Origin of the sequence: Propionispira raffinosivorans DSM 20765, from assembly GCF_000381065.1 — a bacterium.
GTDB lineage: Bacteria > Bacillota > Negativicutes > Selenomonadales > Selenomonadaceae > Propionispira > Propionispira raffinosivorans.
The window spans coordinates 60840-86688 of sequence record NZ_KB905852.1 but is presented as its reverse complement, the minus strand read 5'-3'; the positions used below and the strand labels follow the sequence as shown (position 1 = coordinate 86688).

Below are 25849 nucleotides of genomic sequence, written 5' to 3'. Positions count from 1 at the left end.
ATGCTTTTTTATTTATGAATGATGTGGATTAACACTAACAATCTCAACAGCTTTAGCAATTTCACGAATCATGTCCACTTCATTTTCCGGTTGATATAGATTCAAGCGAGTTAGGGTATCTCCCTTGTCACTGCAAACATAATGCGGTGGTAAATGATTTAAAGCAAGCAAAGCAATATCAGTCCTGCATTTCTCACATTTACAAACATCACCATACTCCGCCAGTATTGCGTTTATTTTGGAAAAAACAAAATCTTCCATACTGTTTTTTATTTTCACAGCCCATATCTCCTCTACTATTTTATACAAACTTATTTTACTGCCAACAAGAATTTATTTTTATCGAGTAAGATATAATTCAATTTAAGCGTATACTATCTGGCAAAGAAAATCAATTAAAAAATAATCTGTTTTTTGCCTCATGTCTCAACGAATAAAATACGGTTTTAACGCTAACGTAATAAAAAAGAGTCCTGCTGAAATAACTACAATCGTAGCACCGGTTGCCGTATTGGTATAATAGGAGGAAATGAGCCCTGCCAAACCGGCAGTCAAAGCAAAAAGCACCGACACTAGATGATATTGTTTTACGTTATTTGTAATATTTCGAGCTGCTGCTGCTGGTAAAACCAACATCGAATTGATAATCAAAAGACCAACCCATTGAATGCTTATCGCCACAACAACTGCCAAAACAGCAGCAAATCCCATTTCAATCCACATCGTTTTTATACCGCGGCTTGCCGCAAATGATATATTGATGCTGATCATCAAAAATCGATTAAAGATGAGGACCCAAACAAACACCACCAACACAAAGACAAACAGCAGTGCTAAAAGTTCTTCTGTTTTTATGCTTAATAAATCACCAATCAAATACGATGAAAATTTATTAAATCCACCACCATACGACATCATCATTAAACCCATAGCAATCGCTGTCGAAGAAAAAACACCAATAATCGTATCGGTTGAGGCACTGCTTTTACTTTTGATATACGTAATGAGCAGGGAAAATAAAATGGAGAAAATAACCAATGACACCAATGGTTCCACGCCTCCCAGCAGCACGCCAATAGCAATCCCTGTAAATGCACCATGCCCCAGTGAATCCGAAAAAAAAGCCATGCGATTACTAACCACCATCGTACTTAAAAGACCAAACAGCGGCGTAATCATAACCACTGCTAAAAAGGCATTTTTCATAAAGGTATGATCCATCCATTGAAAAGGAAATAACGAATTTAGCAGCATATAAATTGTATCTAACATTATGCCTCCACTCCTTTTTCTTCAGCTGGAGCAATCAGCATTCCAAAAATTTTTTTGGCTCGTTCATCTTTAAAAACCTCATGTGGTGTGCCTTGGCAAACCACTTTTTTATTGAGCAAAACCACTTGGTCAGCATGTTTTGCTACCAAATTCAAATCATGTGAAATCAAAATAATTGCCATATCTTCCTTTTCGCGTAAATCCGCAACAATTTCATAAAAAAGTTCTAATCCGTTTTGGTCAACACCAGAAACAGGTTCATCTAAAAGCAATAAATCAGGAATCGGGTCCAGTGATAACGCCAAAAGGACACGCTGTAGTTCTCCCCCTGATAAAGCCCCTAAGCGCCGATCGATTAGATGCTCTGCTTTCACCCGTTTAAGACCAGCAAGGACACGTGGTCGCAACTTTTTAGAACTGCATAACCACACAGGTCGACTCGTTAAACAAGCCATAAAAATATCCATAACACTCGTCGGTGAACTCACATCAAAATTCAAATACTGTGGCACATAGCCAATAACTGGATGGCCTGTATGCTGCCCTTTGGCATCCACATAATGAAGATCCCCTGTATGCCCAACCTCACCCAAAATCGCCTTGAGCAATGTACTTTTCCCCGCACCATTTGGGCCTATCAATGCCGTCAGCTGGCCACAATGAATATGAATATTGACCTGACTAAAAATATCGGTTTTACCGATTTTTACACCAAAATTTTTTATTTTAGTACAACATAATTTCGTACAATCTTCACCAGACGGCGCATTATGATGTATCATTTTATTGAACACAAACAACAACCTTCCTACTATTGGTTACTTTTTATTTCCAGTATTACAGTCGTGGCAAATCCCATAAAATTCAAAAGTATGCCCGGTAATCTGAAAACCTTTTTTTTCTGCCTCACGTACATAAGCATCATTTACTGGACAAATATCAAGACATTCCGTTCTGCCGCACTCGGTACAAACTAAATGATGGTGATGATGTCCTGGGTTTACTATTTCGTAAATATTGCCAGTATGACGATGGATTTCATGCACGATCCCCACTTCTGCCAGCAGCGTTAAATTTCGATAAATCGTGTCCAGTGACACATCCGGTTGTGTTTTTTTGACAGATTCCAGAATGTTCTGGGCTGTGGGAAACTTTCCGAACTCTTCTAACGCCGTAATAACAGCTCGACGCTGTGGAGTAATTTTATAGCCTTTTTCGCGCAGGATAGAAAGCTTTTTTTCCATTTCCACACTTCCTAAATCGTAATTTTTGTATATAGTATTGTAACATATATAATGATCTCTGTTAAGATAATTCTTAGTGAACCTTTGCACAAAATTGGTAAGGACATATTAATCATTGCATATTTTGCTAATATTCTTTATACTTTAAAAGAATATTAGCGAAACAGTAAGAACTATTTTATCTCGATCAACTAAAAAAGGAGTTGCTTTATTCATGTCAGAAAGTTTCAAAAAAAATTATTTAACATTTAACGGACGGTTAAACCGAAAAAAATATTTCATGCAAATTTTCACAATCGGTGTAGTATTTGGTTTGGCTACGGCAATTTCATCTTTTATTGTTGGTGCGTATTTATCCGCTCATGGTGATAACAGTAGTCTGAGCTCCGTGACCGAAGCTTGCATTCTATTTTTGGCTATACTCAGCTCGCCATTTATTGCATCTCTTTATATTAGACGTTTACATGATTTCAATTTTAAAGGCTGGTGGATGATCATCGGATTTATCCTTATTTTCCCGATTCCGATTATTTTTTCTCTGTGCTTATTGTCAATTAAAGGAACAAAAGGACAAAATCGATTCGGCAACGATCCATTGGTCAAACCGCAGCCAGTTATGACAAGCAATTCATAAAAACGACTGGGTAAAGATGAAAATCTTTACCCAGTCGTTTTTTTATTCCTTAATTTTACGCATAGCCCAAATGCAAACCAATAAACCTACGCACATATATAGAGCTAACACAAAAGCAGATAACAAAGAAAAATCATGTCCTGCACCAATATTGCGTAATAAATAACTGGTATGTGTAAGCGGCAGCAGTTCCACAAAATATTTAGCTGCAAGCGGCAGTTTATCGGTCGCAAAGAATGTTCCACATAAAAAAGACATTGGGAGCAGAATATATGTATTAAAGCGTCCCATATCTTCATAAGAATGAATCGTCATCGCAGCACCAAAGCCAATTTCAGCAAAAATAATACAATTAAATATTAATACTAAAACAAAAAGCGGTGTAATCATAAAATTTGCCCCAAACAGATAGGCCAGCACAACAATAATAACGGAAGAAATAAGTCCACGCAAGACCGCCGCCAAAATTTTGCCGATAATAAACGCCAGCGGACGAATTGGTGCTACCAAATATTCCTCTAAACTTTTATGATAAATGCGTTCTGAATGTACAGGTGTAATACTATTGAAACTGATATTCATCGAATTCAGAGCCAAAATACCCGGTACCAGAAAATCAATATACGACCCACCACCAATCGGCGGCATACTACGGCCAAGTCCCCACCCAAACGCAACAAGGTAAAGCATAGGTGCTACCATACGACTTAAGATGAATTTAATCATGCGATGTTTCAAGACAACCCAATCCCGCCAAAACACCGTCCAAACATCATACAGCATCAAACATTCACCTTCCTGCCGGTGAGCTCAACAAACACATCCTCTAAATTCGAACGTCGAATTGTTGTAGCTGCATCCACTGTTGCAGCAAATTCAGCAGCAGCTTCTCTTGTCATAAAAAATCGAAAATCCCGTTCATCCAGTGCATCCCATTCCACGACATAACGGCCTACCCGTTCACACAAAGCCTTCGGTGAATCCAATGCAATTAATTTTCCTTTATTCAAAATCGCCACACGATTGCAAAGATGTTCCGCCTCTTCGATATAATGGGTTGTTAATAAAACCGTAACATCTTCACGATGCATCCGGCGAATTAAGTCCCAAATACGGCGCCGCACCTGAGGATCAAGTGCAACGGTTGGTTCATCTAGAAATAGAATCTTCGGATTATGAATCAGTGCCCTGGCAATCAACAGCCGGCGTTTCATTCCCCCCGACAATAAGCGCACATTATCATTTACCCGGTCAGAAAGTTCAACATACTCTAAAAGCTCAGCAATCCGCTGTTTTCTACTTTCTTTTCCCATATGATGCAGCCGAGCATGTAGTTCCATATTTTCACCCACCGTCAGATCTTGATCAAAATTAATCTGCTGCGGCACAACTCCAATCAGGGCTTTCATTGCTTCCTGATCGTGTTTTACATTGAGACCATTGTACACGATTTCGCCTGCTGTCGCCTGCGTGAGCATCGTAAGCATACGAATTGTCGTTGTTTTCCCAGCACCATTGGGTCCCAAAAGACCAAATATTTCGCCCGGCTCGATATGTAAATTCAAATCATTTACAACTGTTTTCCATTCATCTTTGTTTTTGGCATTTTTATGCTTATATTTTTTTACCAGACCTTCTATTTTGATCAAACACTTCACCTTACTTTTTCTATAAATTGCTTTACCCTTGACTTATGACGCGCACTTTACTCACATGAAAACAGTCTTTTAATACAGGAATGAATTTTTGTTCAATAATTGAATAATACATTGTTTTTCCGGTAATAAGCAATACCAGATCACCGCTCTTTTTTAGGCTGATCAATGAATTGATATATTTATCAAAATCCGCTTCACCAATTCGTTCCCGCATCTGATCTAACCCTGCTAATAACTCTGGATGATCCATTGCAATCCGCTCACGAAGCGGCGTAAACGGTACGCTTGTAAAATTTGACATATAAATCCCTCCATTTTTTATTTTACCATGTTGAAGCATATTATTTTATCATTTTTCATAGACTGCTTCAAAAATATTTTTTACTGCATAAACCACATACTGTGATGTCGAATAGGTATATTTATCATCAATTTGAATAAACTTCTGATTCATAATTGCCGGAACTTGCTGAAGTGCCGGGTCTGTCAATATATTATTTTTAAATTCTCTAATATCTTTTCCTTCATAATCCCAGGTTGGAATCATCAAAATATCCGGTTTCATTGCCACGATCTGTTCTTTCGCTAACACATCATTTTTCTCAAGTCCGGCTAAAGCCGCTCCATTGATGACACCCGCCTTTTTATAGATATCATCCAGCATGGTGCCTTTCCCTCCATAACAGCCCATAAAAGACATGGCCATGACCATCTTTTTTTGATTTTCAGGAATCAATTGAACTTTATTCGTTATTTGAGTTAATACAGCATCCATATCTGCAACAATTTTTTTACTTTTTTCAGTTTCACCAACAATGCTTCCCATATCTAAAACTAAAGTTCTGACCTCAGCAATGGTTTGCGGCGTTTTATATACATACACCGGCACATTTAATTCACGCAGACTCACAATAAAATCGTCTGGCAGCCAGTCACCCACAATAATCAAATCTGGATTTTTAGCCAAAATCGCTTCAATACTTTTATTTTCAAGCATAGCCAAGCCTTCTGCCTGCACAGCGACATTTGAAATAGACGGGTTTGCCGCGAGTGACGACACCGACGCTAAACAGTCTTTATCAACTAAGGAAAGTAAAATTTCATCACTGCATAAAGTCAAAGAAACAATATGCTGCGGCTTATGCAGCATCTCCAAAACCTGCCCATGTGAGTCGACTACCTTATAGCCAGTATTTTGTTCAAGTTTAACAGCATTGCCACAACCACTAAAAATCAAGCATACAATGCTAAATAACAGTACAATTATAATATTGCGCTTCATTATTATACACCTGCCATTGTAGATTTTTGTATTCTTATTTTTTGCTGCCAATCCAGTCTGGAACGTTGAACAAATTCATGAATTAAATAATCAGGACAAATCCGGTGAACAATTTTTTTTGCCGCTGAATCTGTAAACGGCAGATGCTGATCAATCTGCAAAATATGATTCATCAACTGAACTGGATCCGTAGGATCATCCGTACAAAATTGTTTTTTCTGTTTCACATACCTTCCTGATAAAGAATAATGCAAATGAATACCATGAATTTTTGTTTTGTATTCCCCTAAGTCCTCTATTGTTTTTAAAACGTAATCAACGGCCTCCGCCTGCGTGTTTAAATCTAAATTGGTATTCATTAAATGCCCTGTGTCGAGCATGATTCCACTATTTTTATGTTCGATATTACGAAAAAGATATTCTACCAAATCCTTATCTAAAAGCGTTAAACCAGGCCACCATAAATTTTCAAATAACAATAGTCGATCCGAAGGCAGCTCCCTAGTGATTTCATTAACCACCTCTACTGCTGCCATCACAACTTCACGGCTTGTGGCTGAAAAGCGATAATTAAAAACTTCGCTTGAACGAGCCTGTGCTATATGAAAGACCATATATTCTGCAGGTGTAGCAGCAGAATATATAATATTTTGCCGATATACATTCAGCCAGTCTTGGCGTGTTAAACCACCATAACACTTAGAAATAAAATCTTCATTTCCTATTTCTTTATATAAACTCGCATAATCCTGCCGCCAAAAATCAAGCCAATTAAACCAAAAGCGCAGATGTATCCCCTTAATCCACTCCGGCCTGTGCAATTCTGCATCCCACGGCTCACAAAGCATCATCTCGATACCGTCTAGATCATATGTATTTAAGAAATCCTCCAGCGATTCAGCGTGATTCATTATCAGATCTTTCGTATCGCTGGGATAATTAGATAAATTTACTAATTCTAAAATAAGACTCCCTCCCTTATACGTTTCAAGTTCCATAATTGAAAAGCACCCTTTTATTGTCTCACCGATTCTATATTACATTACTTAAAAAGTATATTTAACCCCAACTTCCATAAAGCGACCGGCCATCGGATAAGCACCAACATCTTTATTTCCAGTCATTTCATACGCTTTATTCGTAAGATTATCGACCTTGATATACGCTGTCATAGCATCCGTAATTTTATAGTTTGCGTTAGCATTCCAAATCCAGTAGTTGCTGGCAGTAAAATATTGTAAGCTCCGACCGCTGCCGCCACTCACATTTACAGCATTATCCCATTTTGCATCATGATAATGCACCCCAAAATTATAACCATTGGGATCGCTATTATTTTGATCCCAATTATAGTTATCTGAAGATCTTGTTTCGGTTTTTATATAAGAGTAACCCGCATCCACACTCCAGTTATCGTTCCATTTATGATTGATCGTAAATTCAATGCCATGTTTCTTTTGTTCATCAGCATTTAAGGCTTTATAAATATAATTGGCCGGATCGATCTCTACCCATCCAATCGCATTATGAATTTTGCTTTCAAAAGCACTTAACGAAACTGCTGTTTTTTCATCAAACTGCCTGTTTATACCAAGTGTGGTTTTATAACCAGTTTCCGGCTGCAAATCAGGATTACCAAGCATATATCCATACGGATCATGCCAAAACAAATCATCCGCATTTGGTGCATTAAAGATTCTACCCCAAGATGCATACATATTCGTTTTAGGATCAATTTTATAATTAAGTGCCGCTTTTGGCGTAGTCTGACCGCCAAACATACTATGATCATCATAGCGAACCCCTGGTACAAACGTTAAACGATCTGTCAAATGTACACGATCTTCTAAGTAAACCGCTTTATTTGTTATTTTTTTATCGAGATAATCCCCGCCGGATAATGCACCATTATTAATTTTTGTCTGATGCCATTCTGTGCCAGCAACCAAATGGTTTTGTCCAAGCAACCAATTGTCCTGCCAATCAAATCCTGTCATTTTATTACTATAACGGGAATAGCCAGCACCACCATCTATATCATTAAAGCCTTGGGTTGTATAATTTTGATAATAGCGAAGATAACTTGGAGCATCTGTATTTTCTTTATAATGATATGTAATAGCAGCATTATTGACTAATTTATCCATACGATCATGTAAGTAATTTGCTGACATGCCATATTTACTATATCCGGCGGCTTCATTCCATTGACCAGAATCATCTGTCATATGCTCATAATTAAATGTCAAAGAAGAAGCATCATTTATTTTTTTATCGAGACGCACCGTTCCATTTTTTTTCGCATAATCGCTGTTTCCCATTCGAGTAGTAGTATCATTTTTCCAATTTTTGTATTTCATATAGTCTTGATTTTGCAGTCCAGCTGTAACAAACCAGTTCCAATCACCTTGGCTGCCCTGATTGGTCAGATCATAATTTTGCGTTTTCCAAGATCCGATACTCATATCCAGCGTCGATTCTGATTTAACATTTTTCCCTTTTTTCGTTATGATGTTAATCACACCACCGACTGCATCGGAACCATATAAGGTTGATCCAGCCCCTTTTACGATTTCAATTCGCTCGATGTTTTGCATACTGGCAATTGTCTTTAAATCAATACTGGCACGATTACTTGATGCACCTTTATCCATATTCATGCGGCGACCATCGAGCATTACCAATACACGGTCATCCCCGTCAATTCTCACTAAATCTTGCCTTGTCATCGAAGCTTCTGTCACTACAATACCATTTACCTGCCGTAAAACCTCTGCAAGAGATGCATAATGATTCACTTCAATTTGGGCAGCGGTGATTACCGTGACATTGGCCGCGGTATCAGAACGTTTGGTTGGAATCCGATTGGCAGTCACTACAACTGGATCAAGAACTATATCTTGAATGGGTTCCGTCATATCCTCTGCATGTACCGTAGTAAAAGATGTCCCTAAAAGCAGTGTTATTCCCATTATTAGCATATGATATTGTTGTCTATTTCTTTTTGTTTTCAATCGCATAACTGCAAAATCTCCCTTTATTTTTAAATAACATGACTAAAACAAACCAGTGATGCAGTTCTCTCCCTGCATCACCGGCACTTGTTTTAAATTTTATTTTCAAGATTTTTCAAACGCATCAATCAGTTTCTGTGCGGCCATCGTTGCCGAAAGCTGATCTGCCGCCACTTGATTTTCAATGAATGGCCGATTTGCTTTAACATTCGCATTTTGGTAAAACACACTACGTAAATGATCTTCTACCATGGCATAAACCCACTCCATCGTTTGAACTTTCCGTCGGTTAAGAAAAGCATGATTTTCCATCATTTTCTCCCGAAATGTATGAATCACATCCCAAAGCTCGGCTATACCTGCTCCTGTTACAGCTGAGCAGGTATAGGCTTTGGTCTGCCACCCTTCCGTTGCCGGCCTCAGATAATGAAGCATTCGTTCATAATCGACTTTCACCATCTCGGCCTTTTGTTTATTATCCCCATCGGCTTTATTGACTAAAATTGCATCGGCAATTTCCATAACGCCTTTTTTCATGCCTTGCAGTTCATCACCGGCACCTGTTAAAACAACCAATAAAAAGAAATCCACCATGGAGCGTACCGTAATTTCACTTTGTCCTACACCAACCGTTTCCACCAAAATGATATCATACCCGGCTGCCTCACATAAAAGCAGAGTTTCACGACTTTTTCGAGTTACACCTCCCAAGGTACCACCCGAGGGCGATGGTCGGATAAAAGCATTTTTTTCACGCGATAAATTTTCCATACGCGTTTTATCACCTAAGATACTGCCCCGAGTAATACTACTGCTCGGATCAACCGCTAAAACAGCTAATTTATGCCCCTTTTGACAGAGGCTGCAACCTACAGCCTCAATAAAAGTACTTTTCCCCGCGCCAGGAACACCTGTAATTCCCACTCGAATTGAGTTTCCGGAATAAGGTAAAATTCTCTGTAATACAGCTTGTGCCAGCTCCATGTGTTTCGGTGAATTACTCTCAATCAAAGTGATTGCTCTAGCTAACAGCATTCGATCTCCCGCTAAAATTCCTTGTACATAATCTTCTACCGTAAGTTTGTCACGTTTGGTTACAGAAATAGATTTTCTTACCGTTGTCGCAGCAAAATTTGTCATTCCATCGTGACTACTTTGAACCCCTTTCATAACATCACAAGCAAATTCTTTGCCTGCATTGGATGGGGTCCAATCCGGCTTATATACATCAGTCATCCCAATGCAGCTGTTCCTTTAATTTTTCAAGAATATTTCCGGCTGCGATCGGAAGCACTGTACCTGGTCCAAAAATTGCGGCGGCTCCACTTTTATATAAAAATTCGTAGTCCTGCGCTGGAATAACGCCACCAATACAAACCATAATATCTTCGCGGCCGCGTTTTTTCAATTCTTCAATGAGCTGTGGCAACAGTGTCTTATGTCCAGCAGCTAAGGAACTCATCCCCACTACATGGACATCATTATCAACTGCATCTTGTGCTGTTTCCTCTGGTGTTTGAAATAAAGGACCAATATCAACATCAAATCCTAAGTCAGCAAACGCTGTGGAGATTACTTTTGCTCCTCGGTCATGTCCGTCTTGTCCCATTTTAGCAATCATAATACGCGGGCGACGCCCCTCATGCTCTTCAAATTCATCCGTCATTTTGCGAACTCTTTCAAATTCATTGCTATCAGCAAACTCGCTGCTGTATACACCTGATATAGATCGAATGACCGCTTTATGCCTTCCACTGACTTTTTCAATCGCATCCGAAATTTCCCCTAAACTGGCTCTGGCTCTAGCAGCCTCTACAGCCAATTCCAAAAGATTTCCCCGACCAGTTTCCATTGAATTTGTAATAGCTTCTAAGCAAGACTGTACTGTATCATTGTCCCGATTTGCTCTAAGCTTTTCAAGACGCTTAATTTGTGACAACCGCACGGCTACATTATCAACCGCCAAAATATCAAGTGGATCTTCATGGTCTAAGCGATATTTATTAATACCAACAATCATTTCATCACGCGAATCAATATGTGCCTGCCGACGAGCTGCAGCTTCTTCAATACGCATTTTTGGCAAACCAGTTTCGATAGCCTTCGCCATCCCACCCAATTTTTCAACTTCCTGAATATGTGCCCAGGCACTTCTAACAAGTTCTTGGGTTAAAGCTTCCACATAATAGGATCCGCCCCATGGATCAACAACCTTACATATTTTCGTTTCATCTTGCAAATAAAGCTGTGTATTACGCGCAATACGAGCAGAAAAATCCGTTGGCAGTGCAATCGCTTCATCTAATGCATTGGTGTGCAAAGACTGTGTATGGCCTAAAGCAGCAGCCATAGCTTCTACACAAGTTCTTACAATATTGTTATAAGGATCTTGCTCCGTAAGGCTCCAGCCTGAAGTCTGACAATGTGTACGAAGTGCCATTGACTTGGCTTTTTGCGGATTAAATTGTTTGATAATTTTAGCCCATAACAACCGTCCCGCCCTCATTTTGGCAACTTCCATAAAATAATTTTTCCCCATAGCCCAAAAAAAGGAAAGGCGTGGAGCAAATGCATCAACATTAAGACCAGAATTCACGCCAGTTCGAATATATTCCAGACCATCAGCGAGCGTATAGCCAAGTTCAATATCAGCCGTAGCACCTGCTTCTTGCATATGATATCCGGAAATACTGATACTATTAAATTTCGGCATATTCTGTGATGTGTAAGCAAAAATGTCGCCAATAATACGCATGGATGGAATTGGCGGATAAATATATGTATTACGTACCATAAATTCCTTAAGAATATCATTTTGAATCGTTCCGGCTAACACTTCTTTTTTAACACCCTGCTCTTCCGCTGCAACGATATAAAAAGCTAAAACCGGCAAAACCGCACCATTCATCGTCATTGATACAGACATTTTATCCAGTGGAATTCCTGAAAAAAGAATCTCCATATCCAGAATTGAATCAACTGCCACGCCAGCTTTACCAACATCACCAACAACTCTGGGATGATCGGAATCATAACCGCGATGTGTCGCCAGGTCAAAGGCTATCGAAAGTCCTTTTTGCCCGGCGGCAAGATTGCGGCGATAAAAAGCATTTGATTCTTCTGCCGTAGAAAAACCAGCGTATTGACGTACTGTCCAAGGACGAGTTACATACATACTAGGGTATGGTCCACGCAGAAATGGTGGAATGCCTGCCATATAATGCAAATGATGCATACCTGCCAAATCAAAGCCTGTATAAAGCGGTTTCAAATCAATCTGTTCCATAGTTCTTTGATACAATTCTTTAAAACTCTTGCCGGTTTGTGCCTCCAAACGATCTTTCCATTCAGCAAAACTTTCCTTTTCAACTTTCTGATTCAAAGAAATTTTTGTAAAATCAGGATTTTTCTGCATTATTTAATGCCCCCTTTCATTTGCATCCAGGTCAGAACCTGCAAACAATTTGCTCGTACATGAATAAATTCCTCTACACCAGAATCTTTGTATGACTGCTCAAATTCTGGTGCAGGCATTCCCGCAACCATAACAACCATATCTGGTTTTGCAGCTTTAATTTGTTTTGTCGTTGGTGGCACAAGCTCAGGATATGTATCATCGGTTGAACAGATGATTGCAGCAAAAGCTCCCGAATCCACGGCTGCCTTGGCAGCTTCCTGGGTTGTCATAAAACCATCATTTTTCAAAACTTCAAAACCCCCGACTTCAAAAAATCCTGTACTAAATTCAGCTCTCGGTTTATGCTGTGGAATATTTCCCATATTACACAAGAAAACTTTTAACTTTTCTCCATGTTCACTTTCATAAATCCTCGCTTTATTACGCAATGCTTCAAATTGTTCACTAAAACGATGTTTTTCAACAACTTGCTCGATCTTCATCCCTGTATTTTTTCGGTTAAGTACGGCTGTAACTTCAGCTAAAGTCGCTCCTGCGGCAAAAGCCTGCTCCAGCATCGGCATGAAATTTGCATTTTCCCTTGCACTGACTAATTCACTTAAACTGATATTTTTGTATGTTTCATCGATATCTGCTAAAAATGACTTTACCGATTGAGCCCTTGTTTGATAAATTTCTTCCATATTGATTTTCCGTTTCTCAATCACTGGTTCCATTGCATTCGCATACATATTGACACCAACGACCCTGTCTGTACGCTGCGCAAGCTTTTTAAAACGCTGTGACAAGACATCCTGAATGTCTTTTTGCACAAAACCATTTTGCAATGCTAGCACCATACCGCCTTTATTTTCAATATCTTGTAATATCTGCCATGATTTATCTGCCACTTGCTGCGTCAGGGTTTCGACATACCACGAACCGCCAGCCGGATCAATTGGCTGCCGCAAATTACATTCATTTTGTAAAATCAATTGCGCATTACGGGCAATACGACGAGAAAATTCATCGGGCAGCTGCATACAAGCATCAAAAGGTGTTGTTTCCAAACTATCAATACCACCGATTGCTGCCGAAAAAGCTTCCGTTGTCGTACGCAGCATATTCACATAAGGGTCATACGTCGTCTTATTAAACAGCCCTGTTTTAGCATGAATTACCATTTTTTGAGATTCTGTATCGCCACCAAAGCTCTGCACAATTTGAGCCCATAGAACTTTCGCTGCCCGTAATTTAGCAATTTCCATAAAGAAATTCGAGCCCAAAGCAAAACTAAAAGCAATATTTTTAGCAATACTATTAATATCGAGCCCCTGCTCTTGCAGTTTGCGAATATAAACAATTGCTGTCGCCAGCATAAAGCCAAGTTCTTGCACTGCAGATGCGCCGCCATTATTATAAACCTGCCCTTGAATAAGTATCGTACGAAGATCCATTTTATTTTTGTCGGTCCATTTTATAAGCTCTGCCATTTCAGAATAAAGTACATCCCCTGAAATTGATAAACGACCTTCTTCGGCCAATACACCAATCGGATCTGCACCAATGATTCCATGAAGCTTATCTTGTATTTCGCCATTTGCCTGCATCATGGCACAAATCATAGCAACGATTGAAGCACTGGATTCGCCTGTATGAATATAAACACCATAAGCACCAAGATCAATTCCAGATAAAGCTTCATAAACATCTTGCAGTGTCGTTAAAGATACTCCGCCTTTTTTTACGGACTCCTTTGTAATAGCTTCCGCATTGTTCCCCTGGCGCGTAATATCATCCAGAGCAATGTTAATTACCGTTGAGCCTTTATCTAATTCATGTTTCAATAATTCGTTTAATTTATTTGGCAAAATCTCATCACTTTGCTGTGAAATTCCCCATGCTTGCGTTATATAACCACCGACTTTGGTACCACGCAAGTAATTTTCAGTTCCTGGGAAATTGGATATATCGCCTGGATTTGGTGCCATTTCCATTGTGTAAATTGGTGCTAATGTAATCCCTTCATAAGTTTTTGTAAAAAGTTTTTTTTCAAAACTTCCACCTTTGAGTAGTGCTGTGGCTTCTTCTTTCCAGCTTTCATACGTAGGTGGATCAAATTCATCAAACAGGACCTCAGGGTTTTCTATTTTTCTTTTTTCTGCTGTCATTTTCCACAATCCTTTCTGACTTAACTTTTTTTCTTTTACGAATCTAAACTTGTGCAGCTATCAAGAGCGAAACGAACACTCTTCGCTGAAGCATGTAAAAGCTGTAGTTCCGTATTGGCCAAATGAATTTCAAAAGAACGAACAATGCCTGTTGAACAAACCATACGTGGGATGCTAAGTGCCACATTCTTTATACCATATTCGCCCTCTAAAACAGCTGACATAGGTAAAATCGTATGTTCATCATAAATAATCGCTTTTACAAAACGGCAAGCTGCCATAGCAATCCCTGTATTCGTAAATCCTTTCCAATTAATTACATCATAAGCGACTTGAACGATTTCCTTTTCCACTGCTGTGCGATCCAGCTTTTCGGTAAGATGAAAATATTCATCCAAATGTTCCAGCCCAAGACCTGCAACATCTACTGTACTCCAAGCCGGAAAAGCAGAATTCCCATGTTCACCCAGCACATACCCATGAATATTTTTCGTATCAACATGATATTTATTCGCTAAAATCCTTCTAAATCGGAATGTTTCCAATAAGGTACCTGTTCCAATTATTTTTTCACGAGGATAGTCAAAGGTTGTTGATATATGATAGGTGGCAACATCCAATGGATTCGTAATAATGAGCAGCATTGCATCTTTGGTATATTTTACGATTTCCGTCATGACACTGCTCATTATTTTTGTATTCACATAAGCAAGGCGAAGTCGATCCGGTTCTTCTCCCTGACGAATACTTGGACCAGCCGTAATGATAATGATACCCGCATCCTTACACTCGGCATATGAACCAGCATGAATATTGATATTTGTACTATATATACAAGATGTCGAATGACTGGCATCCAACGCTTCGCCTTTTGCTTTTTCTTCATTTAAATCAATTAAGACAATCTCTGAAGCCAATTGAAAATCCATTAATTTGTTTAATACTGCTGACCCTACATTACTCGTTCCAATAATCACTATTTTGCCTTTATTTACCATAAAATTTCCCCCTCCGATTTTAAACTAAGTTCATCGCTATTTCCACAAACAAAAGACCTCTTTTTCACATGCGCAAAAAAGAGGTCTTTTTTCAATAAACAAAAACACTTAACTAAAAAAATCTCGACAATTGTCGAGACTCATAGATACTTAAATAAGTATTTCTATAAATCCCCTTCCCATCGCTCGCGGGTCTAACGGTGATTGCTAAACAGGCAGTTCTCCTGGCTCTAGATCATTGCTCCTCCACGCCTTCCCAAAGCTTATGCTTCAGTGACATTTTGTGGATTCACTCCCTAATACAGTGGCGGGACCGCGTTGGCATTTTATCCAACTTCCCTATTAAGTCCTTTCGGACACCTGTTTCAACATTATTCAATTGTTAATTTATGAACTTATTGTTTCATAACTCAAATCTATCCTATCACTTCACTAAATGCTTGTCAACAACTCTGACAAGCAAAATTTTATCATATGTGATCGTTATATGATAGTGTCTTAGTCTGCAATGTATATTATAAGACCTCTTAAATTTTTTTAAAATTTATACGTATATTTCAACATATAGTTAATGGGAGCACTATAATAAGTAGAACTCGAATGCGAGAGATTGTCTTCACGATTCAAAACGTTATCAATTGTAAGTGTTATCTCATTTGCTGCATTTGGGCTGTACGTTGTGTTTAATGTTGTAAGAAAATACGGTTTTGTCGCAAATGAATGTTCACTTGATGGCGTCTGTACACGTCCACTCAGGTAAGAGCCTGTAATAGATGACAGCCATTTTTCTTTTTTATAGGTAACTCCACCGGTTAGCTGTAAGCGTCCGAACATTCGATCCCAATAGTCTTTTTTCGTGCTTTTGCTCTGTGGGTCCTGCCAGGTCACACCCCAGTTATAGGAAAAACCTTTTTCTCCTGTGATATCACAAGAAAGTTCTACACCCGTATTCTTAAAATCTTCATTTGAATAGGTATATGCAGCCTTATTTTTATTCCAGATTGCGGAAATATTATCCTTGATATCGGTATGGAAAAGGGCTGCCTTCCAGTTATGTCGATCGGCATTTTTCTTCCAGCCGATTTCGTAATTTATGCCAGTCTGCGGTTTAAGTCCTGGATTTGGAATTGCAGTATCACTGGCACCATACATTTGAGCAAACGTCGGCATAATAAAAGATTGACCGATGCTCATGTACACACTATTACTTTTGTCCAGCTTGTGAATGAACTGCCCAGCCATACTAAAATTATTGTAATTATTATCACCCGCTGCTGCGGATGTCCATGTTTCTCTGGCACTGAATATACCCGTATTGTTCTTATCAAAGGCTTGCTCCCACTGACCAAATATACCCCAGTTGTTGCGGAAATAGTCTTTATACATGGTGTTTTGAGGTGTATAAAGATACTGATAATTCTCACGCTGCAAATCCATTCCAAAAATTGCGGTGACTTTATCACCAATACGCCAGCTCTTTTGCGCATCAATCCCATAGGTTATATTTTTTTCACGCGTATTATACCACCCATTTGGCGTCTTTGCTCCTGTGCTGCTAATATAAGTAGGACCATAGGATTCGACCGTTCCTGTATTAAAATACCCACTGGCTTTCCAATCACCGTCATGAAAATGAATCTGACTAACATGCTGATCTGTTGTATATGTTCTGCCATTAAACATATCACCATTGCTAATACCTGAAGTTGTATGATCTACACGATCAACATAACGATTATATGTAGCTTTTGTTTGGTAATTGTTATACAGTACATCCCAATGATCATTAATTTTCCAGTTAAACCCGATATTTTCTTTTTCAATATCCTTTATATCGGTGCGTGTACTTCCATTAAACTTTACAGAATCCACATCCGCTTCGCTAATTCCATCAAGTTTGCGCCATTTATCAAGATTATAATTTACACTGAAGTTCTCATCACCAACATTCATGTTATACGCTTGCTGACCGTAGTTGCCAAACCCGGTGCTCACCTGATTCAGTGCCACACCTTTTTTTGTAATGATATTCACAGTTCCCCCCATTGCATCACTGCCATAAAGTACGGAACCACCACCTTTGACAATTTCGATACGCTCAATGCTTTCCGCTGGAATTGCATCAATATTATACTTGCCACGCCATGAAACCGGATTTCCATTAATAAGTACCAATGTACCATTCCCATTGCCGCGAATATTGATTTCATTGATCATAGACCCCATTGATGCAGCCATTGGTCCAAATGATTTATACACCAAACCATTAACCTTTGAAAGTGCTTCCGCTGCATTTTTTGCTCCGCTCGCTTTAATCTGTTTTGCGGTAATTACAATTGTTGCCGCTGGAACATCTGTATCTTTTTTCTCACTGCGTGTTGCCGTAACAACAACCTCATCGAGTGCATACTCATCAATCGTATCCTTCGTCTTTTGCTCTGCAGTTATTTTTTGTTGTGCCTCTGCCGCAAAGCCGGTCGTTGCCCCCGCTGCCAAAGCACAGGCAATGACCATACACAAATATTTTTTCTTTTTCATCTTTAAACCCCTCTCTTTCCTCATACAGCAGACTCTTTTTTATATAATGCCGCATTCGTTAATACATTCACACATTCTAGTATTTTCCGCTTTCACATACATACATTTCAATTCAAGTTGAATTGAAATGTACGTTTTACCCCACAACGCACCGGATCGCCAGCGCTATTTTCTGCCGGTGAAAAACGATACTGATACGCAGCCGCTTCAGCGGCATGATCCATCTCATCGTAACCCGAAGAAACTATAAGTGACACACTCTCAACGCTGCCATCTGTACCCACAATCATTTTGAGCACAACCTGCCCTTCAATACCTTCACTACGCAAATTTCTCGGATAGGAAACCGCTGTGGCCCTTATAAGCTGTGGTGGAATTTGGGGCCTCAAAGCGTTTGCATTGTCATCACCATTTCCGGTACCGCTCCCTGATCCGTTTTCATTTCCTGTACCCTTATTCCCATTCCCTGTTTTGTTACCCTCACCTTTTCCAATACCTTGCCCACTCGCCTTATCAGAAGAACCACTTCCTGCATCATTGTGGCTGGACACTGCCTGAGAATTGCCTTTTTGTTGCTTTTCTGTTTTCTCCTTTTGTTGTTCTTCCTGCTGTTCTGATTTTTGTGCTTTTTCCGTATAATATTCAGAAATAGATGGCTTCTTCGTATCTGCGTTCATTACAATTTCCGAATTTGAGGCCATTCCAGAGACCTCTGATTCCGGCGATCCGCTCCCTGATGATCCACTTTTTTCTTCGGCATCATAGATTGCTACATCCATCACCTGCTTTTGCGGCTGTCCTACATACAAAAAAAAACCCGTTGAAGCAATAAGTATAAACACAATACTATGAAGTAAAAGCGATACACTTATGGCAATCCGCTCGTTTTTACAATTATCCTGCATTATTCTTGCCTCCCGGAATCTGCTGCCAAACCAAAGTGCAGGATTCCTTGTGCCTTTAAATGATCAAGAAAAACGACAATTTTACCATAGTCAAGTTGTTGGTCTGCCCGCAGCACAAGTGCAAACTTCGGATTTTTTTTATTTTCGTTTTTGGCTTGCAAAAGTAAAGTCTTTTCATCTATTTCTTTATCTTCGAGCCACAGTGAACCATCTTTTTTCATTGTAACGAGATACGTTACACTCGTCTGCATTTCCGCGTGATCGGCTTTTGGCATATCAACAGGAATGGTCTTCAGATTCACCATATAGAGTGTACTCAACATAAAAAATACCAATAGAAAAAACATAATATCAATCATCGGAATAATCATAACTTCTGGCTTTATAAAGATGCGACGATCACGCAGTCTCATAGTCTTTCACCTGCTCTTGTTGATTTTCCAGCATAGAAAAGCACTGTTCCATATCCGTTATAATAAGTTCAATGCGCTGCATGAAATACGCATGTACTGCTAATGAAATCATTGCTACACACAACCCCATTGCCGTAGCAATAAGGGCTTCACCAATACCACCCGTAATCGCCATTGCCTGTCCTGACGCCAAATTAAATATGCTAAAAGCCGAAATCATCCCGCTAATCGTTCCAAGTAGTCCGAGCAATGGTGCCATCGTTACAATCACACTTAAATAGTAAAGTCGGCTACGCAATTTTGACAGTGCAATACCCGACTGTATTTCCATATAAGCAGAAACATGCCGTGTATTTTTCTCCATTTTTATCATCGTACTGTACAAGATCCCTGCTAAAGTACCTGGTGCTGTATGTGCCATATTTTTAGCTTCGTCGACCTTTCCATTCGCCAATAACAAATAAAATTCTCGTGAAAATTTTCGTCCAGAGTCAGCCTTTTGAAAATATAAACTCCGTTCTACTGCGATTGTTACAACAAAAATCGAACACAACAGCAATATATACATAACAAATCCACCCTTGTGAAAGAATTCCACGCCCTGCATTATAAAATCCATCTCTACCAAACTCCTTCTCCTCTATAGATCCTGTTAAACTCTTATATGATTGTATTCGTCAATGTTTTTCTTTGGTTTCATTTTATCTGCTCAACGGCTCAGATTTCTTGTTCGCCGCAACAAGTAGAGAAAATACGGTGTTCCTAAAACAGCTGTCATGACCCCTACACGTATCTCAATTGGCGGCATTATAATCCGCCCGATCGTATCACACAACACGAGAAATGTACCTCCGGCAATAATACTCGCTGGCAGGAGACGACGATGATCCGGCCCAACCAGCATACGCATCATATGCGGCACAACAAGACCGACAAAGCCAATATTACCACTCACACAAACCCCCGTCGCTGTTGTTAGTGAAGCTATAATCAGCAAAAACAATCGAAAAGGCATCACTGGCATGCCAACAGCTTTGGCCTCCACATCACCAAGCACAAGGATATTTAAGTGACGTGCCATAAGAAGCATTACACCAATCCCACCACAGATAGGCCCCACCGCCAAAAATACATGTTCCCATCGTCTATAGTCAAGGCCACCAATTGTCCAAAATAAATACTGCTGCATTTTCTGTTCATTCATCATTGTCAATATCCCTGATGTCATGGCCCCAAGCAGCATGCCAACGACAACACCAGACAAAAGTAAGGTCATAACTGGTATACGTCCATGACGCATTGCTAAAAACACCGTAAGTGTCACAGCTAAAAGTGCGCCGGCAAAGGCAAAAAGCGGCATGTAGAACATGCTGAGCTCCGTAAGTCCTAACGCAATTGCAATAACGGCACCAACAGATGCCCCACTCGAAACGCCAATTATTCCTGGGTCCGCCAGTGGATTGCTAAAAATCCCCTGCATAACCGCTCCGGATGCCCCCAGTCCAGCCCCAACCAGAAGGCCGACAAGCGTACGCGGCATACGAATATGATACAGCACTGCCTGCTGTTCTGGTGTAAAGGGAACATCTGCAAAAAGCGGAATATGCAATTCATGGCATAGCATTGCTAAAATATTTTCAAACGGAATATCTATTTGCCCCCAGGATAATGAAATAAGAGAAATTATAAAGAAACACACAAATAAGAGAGGAAAAAAAGCTGTCATTTTTTTCATCTAAATTGCTCCTCGCTTTGGCATTCATTCATAACTGTATTCACCGCATCAATTCTATATAAAAGTCTTTCCATGGAAATATCTCTATCCGCATGAACCGTAAACACCTCAATATTGCCTGTTAACGGATTCTTGACGACTTTTACGGTCACACCATAGGCCTGACTCAGATGTTCCTCCGTGAGAACCTCATCAGCCGAACCATTGGCGATCACACCGCCGTTCCCCACAAGTATGATTCGAGAACAAAATCGGGCAGCAAGTGCCAATTCGTGTACAACCATTATCACAGTTTTACCAGCCCGGCACATATTTTGACAAAACCAAAAAATTTCTTCCTGATAAAAAACATCCAGTCCAGTTGTCGGTTCATCAAGAAAAAGAATTGGTGTCTGCTGCGCGAGAACCTTCGCCAAAAGTACACGTTGACGCTGCCCGCCTGAGATCGCATGCATCGTCTTATCGGCAAGATCCAACACACCTGTATATTCCATACAAGCACGAACAATTTCCCAATCCTTTGCACTTTCTTTCTGCCACCATTTTAAATGTGGATAGCGCCCTGCAAGAACAATCTCTTTTGCCGTATAACCAAAAGCAATCTCTGCATACTGTTGTAAATAGCCAACCTGACAGGCAAAATCATATGCAGTAAGCTCCTGTACTTTTCGTCCATTTATTTCCACTAAACCTGTTAGCACAGGCAAAAATCCCCTCATTGTCTTTAAAAGGGTGCTTTTGCCTGTGCCATTCGGCCCAATCAAGCCAACCATTTCACCTTTATTAATAGCAAAAGAAACCTTATCTAATACAGGCTGTTTCATATACCCAGCACTTATATCTTTAACCTTTACAACCACCTCTGTAGCCATGTTTTTTCAACCACCAATCTTCAGCTATTATTCTCGCAAATGAATCCTTTATCTTATAAATTTTGGCACTTTACTTAATGGCTGCCCTCTTCTACCGCAGAAATATGGCATGTATGCGGCTGCTTAAAATCATCGCCATACAAAACATAGGCCGTCTCTTGTATACCAAATACCATATTCTGAGATACATTATAAATATAACGGGCCCATGGCCGACAAAGATGCTTTTCCCTCACTGCCGTCATCGTTTGCAGGGAAGGATCTCTTACATATTCCTGCCCAAAATCATCTTCACGAGAAGATCCCCCCGGATATGACGGCAAAAACAAGAAATCGGGATTGAGTGCTACAAGCTGTTCCTTACTCATAGATTGCCCGTTTTTATTGCCTGCAAGCGCCTTGCCATTAACCGCTTCGGCATATTTACACATATCATCAAACGTACACCCACTGCCACCATACGATGCCATAATGGATATGAGTACTGCTTTTTTGTTTTTTTGTTCGCTTGGAACCCGTGCTACTTTTTCTTCAATCTCCACAATCTTTGCATCCATTTGTGCTAAAATATTTTCCCCACGCTCCGGTTCCCCGATTGCCTGTGCAATAAGTTTTACGGAAGCGCGTACATCCTTGATTCCTTTTGGGGTTTTACAAACAAGTACAGGAATTTCAAGATCGCGCAAGGCCGCTATATTTTCCAATGGTATCCAGTTTGGAACAATCACAAGATCAGGTCGCAAAGCTGCCGTTGCTTCAACAGACGGATTACGTGGTATCTTTTGTGGTATTTGTTTGGCAAGATTTACAACATTTGAAGACTGAGGGTCGTCCAGATTTTCATTAATCGCCGCCATGCGTTTGGGGTGTACAAGTCCCAACACAATTTCATCGGTTCCAATTGAAAATGTTACAATTCGCTGTGGTTTTGCCTTTAAATTTACGACAGTTCCCTGCGCATCCACAACTTCATAAGATGTATCCAAAGCTTCTTTGCTTACAATCATAGACGAGTTATAACTTTGGCATCCGCCCGCAATCATACACAAAAACAATACAAATAGAATTCTTCCATATTTCTGCTTAACTTTTTTGATCATTTGACATTCCTCCATTTTATAGAAACAACACGCTCTTTACACGACTAGAGGAAAATGCCCTACTGTTTTCTTCATACTAGGAATAAAATAAAAAAATCCTGACACTATGTCAGGATTTTCATACGTAAATAAATAGAAATATTTCGTGCAAAATCCCCATCCCTATCGCTCGCAGGTCAAATGGTGATTGTTAAACAGGCAGTTCTCCTGGCTCTAGATCATCATTCCTCCACGCCTTCCCAAAGTTTGTGCTTTAGTGACATTTTGTGGATTCACTCCCTAATACAGTGGCGGGACCGCGTTGGCTTTACACCAAACTTCCCTATTAAGTCTTTGCAGACACCTGTTTCCATGTTATTAAATTTAAAATTTAATTCTTATTTTTTCTGCATATGATGAACTACAGGTTTAACTGTTTCATTTTCTAGTGCATTCCATGATTCATTCGCACGATCAACGAAAAGCTTCCGAACATTTTCATTTTCGCCTGCACCATGAATATATGTATCTACTTTAAAGCCTTCTTTTTCTAAAATAGATTTATGTGAATCTGGTTCTGCACCCGCCATGTCATTATTCGCATGATCACCGGCAACCATCATACCAGGAATCAATGTAACATGATTAATTCCTTTGGCTTTTAATTTTGGAATAATCGTTTCTAAACTTGGCCAGCCTTCGACCGTATACAGCAGCACATTATTCATTCCCATTTCATCAATGCGAGCCTGTATAACTGAATAATACGCATTACCTGGATGCGGTGTACCATGCTGCATTATTAATACAGCATCTTTTTTCCCTGTTTTAGGAAATTCTGTTTTGAATGCATTTAAGAATTCTGTAACATCATCTCTTTGTTTTTCCTGTCCGGTCCAATACATCAAAGATGTTCCCAATGTCATTTTTTTAAATTCTGTTTTGTATAAGTCAAAAATTGCACTATCATATGCATATTCCATTCCCGGAATCAGATCCAGTGACGTAAGAGCTACACGAGTATAACCATCTTGTTTTAAAGCAGTTAAAGCTTCTTCTGGTGTTTGAATTTTAATACCTTCTTTAGCCTGAATGCGATCAACAATAATGTGAGAAGTAAAAGCTAAGACCACTTTCGTATCAGGATGTGCTGCTTGAATATCTGCAACTGTTTTTTCAATGGTTGCCTTACGCGATTCTTTAAATGTTGTACCAAAGCTCATGACAACGATGGCATCTTTGTTTGCTAAATTTTTCATTTCGGGATTTTCAAAAACACGAACCCCAATTTCTGCTGCCTGTTTTAACGCTGGTGTTGCATCTTTAACCTCTGGATTCAGTCCATAACTTGCATAACTCGTTGTCATTCCCACACCCACAAAAGCTGCACAAGCCAGAGATGTGATAAGCACTTTTTTCCAATTTTGTTTCATTATTTTTCCTCCTAAAATAAATAAATACATGCTATTAAAGTTATTGCTCTAGTAACATCAAATAAAGCTATCTTGGTTATACAGTTCACCTCCATATAGTCTAAACCATTACATTTGCGAAATATCTGAAAGCTGCATCTGCAACTCTTCTTGAAAAAGGCATGTTCCAAAAAAATTGGAACATGTAAGTACTTCAAGGCATAAAATATATGAGTAATATTCTCCTGTAAAAGCTACTAAACAGGAAAAACTTTTCGACAAGTATTAAGCTGACAAAAAGACCTCTTTTTGCGCAAACAAAAAGAGGTCTTTATTTTTCATAAATAAAAACACAAACATAAAAAAATCTCGACAATTGTCGAGACTCATAGGCTTAATATGTTGTATTCCTATAAATCCCCTTCCCATCGCTCGCGGGTCTAACGGTGACTGTTAATTGGGCAGTTCTCCTGGCTCTAGATCATTGTTCCTCCACGTCTTCCCAAAGTTTCTACTTCAGTGACATTTTGTGGATTCACTCCCTAATACAGTGGCGGGACCGCGTTGGCATTTCTCCAACTTCCCTATTAAGTCCTTTCGGACACCCAATTCAATCGATATGAAATTATCGGTAAATCAATTTCTCTATTTATACTATCATTATCATTCTATATTGTCAAGAATTGTATAATAATAAAATTCCAATTAGTTTTATACATAATATGCAAAAATATTAACGTTTTTTGCGTAAATAAACAACAAAAATTAAAAAATGATCTGATTTCACCTTTCATCGCAAGCAGTTTCATGTATTTAAACACTTGCTACCAAAGAAGGTTTTTGTTTTCCTTATTTTTTTATTTCATAAACCGATCAATGGCCTTGTTTAAATTTTCCAATACTTCTCTATCGTCTGTTTTGACCGCATCAACAATACAGTGTTCAATATGATCCTTTAAAATTACTTTACTTACACCATGTAAAGCAGAACTAACTGCCGATAATTGTATCAAAACTTCACTGCAGTCACGACCATTTTCAACCATTTTTTTTATAGATTCCATATGCCCGATTAAACGAGACATTCTATTTAAAACAGCTTTTGTCTGAGTATGCGTATGCGCATGTGTATGTATAATAACGGTTCCATCTTCCCCTATATGTTGATGTTCCTGTTTTTCCATTTAGACACCTTCTACTATTTAAAAATAATAATGCATAGAAT

At 39.3% G+C, this 25849-nt stretch carries 24 protein-coding genes and 3 riboswitches; of the genes, 1 reads left to right on the top strand and 23 read right to left on the bottom strand.

The annotated features are described in order from the left end of the window. Nucleotides 1–12: 12 nt before the first annotated feature. From F606_RS0111830 to F606_RS0111815, 4 genes are all read right to left on the bottom strand, one after another. The gene (locus F606_RS0111830; RefSeq protein WP_019554105.1) at nucleotides 13–279 is read right to left on the bottom strand and encodes a late competence development ComFB family protein; all 267 of its coding nucleotides are present in this window, start codon (nucleotides 277–279) and stop codon (nucleotides 13–15) included. Between the two features lie 147 nt (nucleotides 280–426). After that, a complete protein-coding gene (locus tag F606_RS0111825; RefSeq protein WP_019554104.1) occupies nucleotides 427–1272 on the bottom strand; it encodes a metal ABC transporter permease in 846 nt (281 codons plus the stop codon). Beyond that, entirely contained in the window at nucleotides 1272–2054 is a 783-nt protein-coding gene (locus tag F606_RS0111820) for a metal ABC transporter ATP-binding protein (RefSeq protein ID WP_407635978.1), read from the bottom strand. The genes F606_RS0111825 and F606_RS0111820 overlap by 1 nt, the downstream gene beginning before the upstream one ends. A gap of 36 nt (nucleotides 2055–2090) precedes the next feature. After that, nucleotides 2091–2516 (bottom strand): Fur family transcriptional regulator, encoded by a 426-nt coding sequence (locus F606_RS0111815; protein ID WP_019554102.1) that lies wholly within the window; start codon nucleotides 2514–2516, stop codon nucleotides 2091–2093. 214 nt (nucleotides 2517–2730) lie between these two features. On the opposite strand from F606_RS0111815, the gene F606_RS22340 reads away from it, so the two are divergent. Further along, entirely contained in the window at nucleotides 2731–3150 is a 420-nt protein-coding gene (locus F606_RS22340; protein WP_019554101.1) for a DUF805 domain-containing protein, read from the top strand. A 42-nt stretch (nucleotides 3151–3192) separates the two neighbouring features. Here the strand turns inward: F606_RS22340 and F606_RS0111805 are convergent, their stop codons facing one another. The 19 genes from F606_RS0111805 to F606_RS0111715 all read right to left on the bottom strand — a co-directional run bounded on the left by F606_RS0111805 (nucleotide 3193) and on the right by F606_RS0111715 (nucleotide 25808). Then, on the bottom strand, nucleotides 3193–3933 hold the full coding sequence (locus F606_RS0111805; RefSeq protein ID WP_019554100.1) for an ABC transporter permease: 741 nt from the start codon (nucleotides 3931–3933) through the stop codon (nucleotides 3193–3195). Continuing rightward, nucleotides 3933–4799, bottom strand: a complete 867-nt coding sequence (locus F606_RS0111800; protein ID WP_019554099.1) for an ABC transporter ATP-binding protein — start codon at nucleotides 4797–4799, stop codon at nucleotides 3933–3935. The genes F606_RS0111805 and F606_RS0111800 overlap by 1 nt, the downstream gene beginning before the upstream one ends. 31 nt (nucleotides 4800–4830) lie before the next feature. Beyond that, nucleotides 4831–5109: a hypothetical protein gene (locus tag F606_RS0111795; protein ID WP_019554098.1), complete on the bottom strand. Its 279-nt coding sequence runs from the start codon at nucleotides 5107–5109 to the stop codon at nucleotides 4831–4833. Nucleotides 5110–5157: 48 nt separating this feature from the next. Continuing rightward, nucleotides 5158–6090, bottom strand: coding sequence for an ABC transporter substrate-binding protein (locus F606_RS0111790; RefSeq protein WP_019554097.1), 933 nt, complete (start codon nucleotides 6088–6090; stop codon nucleotides 5158–5160). Nucleotides 6091–6092: 2 nt separating this feature from the next. Beyond that, nucleotides 6093–7088 (bottom strand): TIM barrel protein, encoded by a 996-nt coding sequence (locus F606_RS0111785; protein WP_019554096.1) that lies wholly within the window; start codon nucleotides 7086–7088, stop codon nucleotides 6093–6095. A 48-nt stretch (nucleotides 7089–7136) separates the two neighbouring features. Then, entirely contained in the window at nucleotides 7137–9110 is a 1974-nt protein-coding gene (locus F606_RS0111780; protein WP_019554095.1) for a TonB-dependent receptor plug domain-containing protein, read from the bottom strand. A 99-nt stretch (nucleotides 9111–9209) separates the two neighbouring features. Further along, complete coding sequence (gene meaB / locus F606_RS0111775) at nucleotides 9210–10340, bottom strand: methylmalonyl Co-A mutase-associated GTPase MeaB (RefSeq protein ID WP_019554094.1); 1131 nt, start codon at nucleotides 10338–10340, stop codon at nucleotides 9210–9212. Next, nucleotides 10333–12519 (bottom strand): methylmalonyl-CoA mutase, encoded by a 2187-nt coding sequence (gene scpA / locus F606_RS0111770; protein WP_019554093.1) that lies wholly within the window; start codon nucleotides 12517–12519, stop codon nucleotides 10333–10335. The genes meaB and scpA overlap by 8 nt, the downstream gene beginning before the upstream one ends. Continuing rightward, entirely contained in the window at nucleotides 12519–14672 is a 2154-nt protein-coding gene (locus F606_RS0111765) for a methylmalonyl-CoA mutase family protein (protein WP_019554092.1), read from the bottom strand. The genes scpA and F606_RS0111765 overlap by 1 nt, the downstream gene beginning before the upstream one ends. Nucleotides 14673–14707: 35 nt before the next feature. Further along, nucleotides 14708–15670 carry an L-lactate dehydrogenase gene (locus F606_RS0111760; RefSeq protein WP_019554091.1) on the bottom strand — a complete coding sequence of 321 codons (963 nt, stop codon included), beginning with the start codon at nucleotides 15668–15670 and terminating at the stop codon, nucleotides 14708–14710. A gap of 197 nt (nucleotides 15671–15867) precedes the next feature. Then, a riboswitch (cobalamin riboswitch) is annotated at nucleotides 15868–16049 on the bottom strand. A 158-nt stretch (nucleotides 16050–16207) separates the two neighbouring features. After that, entirely contained in the window at nucleotides 16208–18208 is a 2001-nt protein-coding gene (locus tag F606_RS0111755) for a TonB-dependent receptor plug domain-containing protein (protein ID WP_019554090.1), read from the bottom strand. A gap of 107 nt (nucleotides 18209–18315) precedes the next feature. Further along, nucleotides 18316–19113, bottom strand: a complete 798-nt coding sequence (locus F606_RS22335) for an energy transducer TonB (protein ID WP_019554089.1) — start codon at nucleotides 19111–19113, stop codon at nucleotides 18316–18318. Further along, complete coding sequence (locus tag F606_RS0111745) at nucleotides 19113–19526, bottom strand: ExbD/TolR family protein (RefSeq protein WP_019554088.1); 414 nt, start codon at nucleotides 19524–19526, stop codon at nucleotides 19113–19115. Before F606_RS0111745 ends, F606_RS22335 begins: the two co-directional genes overlap by 1 nt. After that, complete coding sequence (locus F606_RS0111740) at nucleotides 19513–20145, bottom strand: MotA/TolQ/ExbB proton channel family protein (protein WP_019554087.1); 633 nt, start codon at nucleotides 20143–20145, stop codon at nucleotides 19513–19515. Before F606_RS0111740 ends, F606_RS0111745 begins: the two co-directional genes overlap by 14 nt. A gap of 90 nt (nucleotides 20146–20235) precedes the next feature. Beyond that, nucleotides 20236–21261, bottom strand: coding sequence for a FecCD family ABC transporter permease (locus F606_RS0111735; RefSeq protein ID WP_019554086.1), 1026 nt, complete (start codon nucleotides 21259–21261; stop codon nucleotides 20236–20238). Continuing rightward, complete coding sequence (locus F606_RS0111730) at nucleotides 21258–22133, bottom strand: ABC transporter ATP-binding protein (RefSeq protein WP_019554085.1); 876 nt, start codon at nucleotides 22131–22133, stop codon at nucleotides 21258–21260. Before F606_RS0111730 ends, F606_RS0111735 begins: the two co-directional genes overlap by 4 nt. Before the next feature lie 74 nt (nucleotides 22134–22207). Then, nucleotides 22208–23233 carry an ABC transporter substrate-binding protein gene (locus tag F606_RS0111725; RefSeq protein WP_019554084.1) on the bottom strand — a complete coding sequence of 342 codons (1026 nt, stop codon included), beginning with the start codon at nucleotides 23231–23233 and terminating at the stop codon, nucleotides 22208–22210. Between the two features lie 180 nt (nucleotides 23234–23413). Continuing rightward, nucleotides 23414–23595: riboswitch (cobalamin riboswitch) on the bottom strand. Nucleotides 23596–23610: 15 nt separating this feature from the next. After that, the gene (locus F606_RS21055) at nucleotides 23611–24645 is read right to left on the bottom strand and encodes a sirohydrochlorin cobaltochelatase (RefSeq protein ID WP_019554083.1); all 1035 of its coding nucleotides are present in this window, start codon (nucleotides 24643–24645) and stop codon (nucleotides 23611–23613) included. A 422-nt stretch (nucleotides 24646–25067) separates the two neighbouring features. Beyond that, nucleotides 25068–25248: riboswitch (cobalamin riboswitch) on the bottom strand. A 233-nt stretch (nucleotides 25249–25481) separates the two neighbouring features. Then, on the bottom strand, nucleotides 25482–25808 hold the full coding sequence (locus tag F606_RS0111715) for a metal-sensing transcriptional repressor (RefSeq protein WP_019554082.1): 327 nt from the start codon (nucleotides 25806–25808) through the stop codon (nucleotides 25482–25484). Nucleotides 25809–25849: the final 41 nt, after the last annotated feature.

Coding starts and splice junctions, on each gene's coding strand:
- F606_RS0111765 (WP_019554092.1), bottom strand. CDS start 14,672: ATGACAGCAGAAAAAAGAAAAATAGAAAACCCTGAGGTCCTGTTTGAT.
- F606_RS0111815 (WP_019554102.1), bottom strand. CDS start 2,516: ATGGAAAAAAAGCTTTCTATCCTGCGCGAAAAAGGCTATAAAATTACT.
- F606_RS0111795 (WP_019554098.1), bottom strand. CDS start 5,109: ATGTCAAATTTTACAAGCGTACCGTTTACGCCGCTTCGTGAGCGGATT.
- F606_RS0111790 (WP_019554097.1), bottom strand. CDS start 6,090: ATGAAGCGCAATATTATAATTGTACTGTTATTTAGCATTGTATGCTTG.
- F606_RS0111760 (WP_019554091.1), bottom strand. CDS start 15,670: ATGGTAAATAAAGGCAAAATAGTGATTATTGGAACGAGTAATGTAGGG.
- F606_RS0111715 (WP_019554082.1), bottom strand. CDS start 25,808: ATGGAAAAACAGGAACATCAACATATAGGGGAAGATGGAACCGTTATT.
- F606_RS0111730 (WP_019554085.1), bottom strand. CDS start 22,133: ATGGCTACAGAGGTGGTTGTAAAGGTTAAAGATATAAGTGCTGGGTAT.
- F606_RS0111825 (WP_019554104.1), bottom strand. CDS start 1,272: ATGTTAGATACAATTTATATGCTGCTAAATTCGTTATTTCCTTTTCAA.
- F606_RS21055 (WP_019554083.1), bottom strand. CDS start 24,645: ATGAAACAAAATTGGAAAAAAGTGCTTATCACATCTCTGGCTTGTGCA.
- F606_RS0111785 (WP_019554096.1), bottom strand. CDS start 7,088: ATGGAACTTGAAACGTATAAGGGAGGGAGTCTTATTTTAGAATTAGTA.
- F606_RS0111745 (WP_019554088.1), bottom strand. CDS start 19,526: ATGAGACTGCGTGATCGTCGCATCTTTATAAAGCCAGAAGTTATGATT.
- F606_RS0111740 (WP_019554087.1), bottom strand. CDS start 20,145: ATGGATTTTATAATGCAGGGCGTGGAATTCTTTCACAAGGGTGGATTT.
- F606_RS22340 (WP_019554101.1), top strand. CDS start 2,731: ATGTCAGAAAGTTTCAAAAAAAATTATTTAACATTTAACGGACGGTTA.
- F606_RS0111725 (WP_019554084.1), bottom strand. CDS start 23,233: ATGATCAAAAAAGTTAAGCAGAAATATGGAAGAATTCTATTTGTATTG.
- F606_RS0111805 (WP_019554100.1), bottom strand. CDS start 3,933: ATGCTGTATGATGTTTGGACGGTGTTTTGGCGGGATTGGGTTGTCTTG.
- scpA (WP_019554093.1), bottom strand. CDS start 12,519: ATGCAGAAAAATCCTGATTTTACAAAAATTTCTTTGAATCAGAAAGTT.
- F606_RS0111735 (WP_019554086.1), bottom strand. CDS start 21,261: ATGAAAAAAATGACAGCTTTTTTTCCTCTCTTATTTGTGTGTTTCTTT.
- F606_RS0111780 (WP_019554095.1), bottom strand. CDS start 9,110: ATGCGATTGAAAACAAAAAGAAATAGACAACAATATCATATGCTAATA.
- F606_RS22335 (WP_019554089.1), bottom strand. CDS start 19,113: ATGCAGGATAATTGTAAAAACGAGCGGATTGCCATAAGTGTATCGCTT.
- F606_RS0111820 (WP_407635978.1), bottom strand. CDS start 2,054: ATGATACATCATAATGCGCCGTCTGGTGAAGATTGTACGAAATTATGT.
- F606_RS0111755 (WP_019554090.1), bottom strand. CDS start 18,208: ATGAAAAAGAAAAAATATTTGTGTATGGTCATTGCCTGTGCTTTGGCA.
- meaB (WP_019554094.1), bottom strand. CDS start 10,340: ATGACTGATGTATATAAGCCGGATTGGACCCCATCCAATGCAGGCAAA.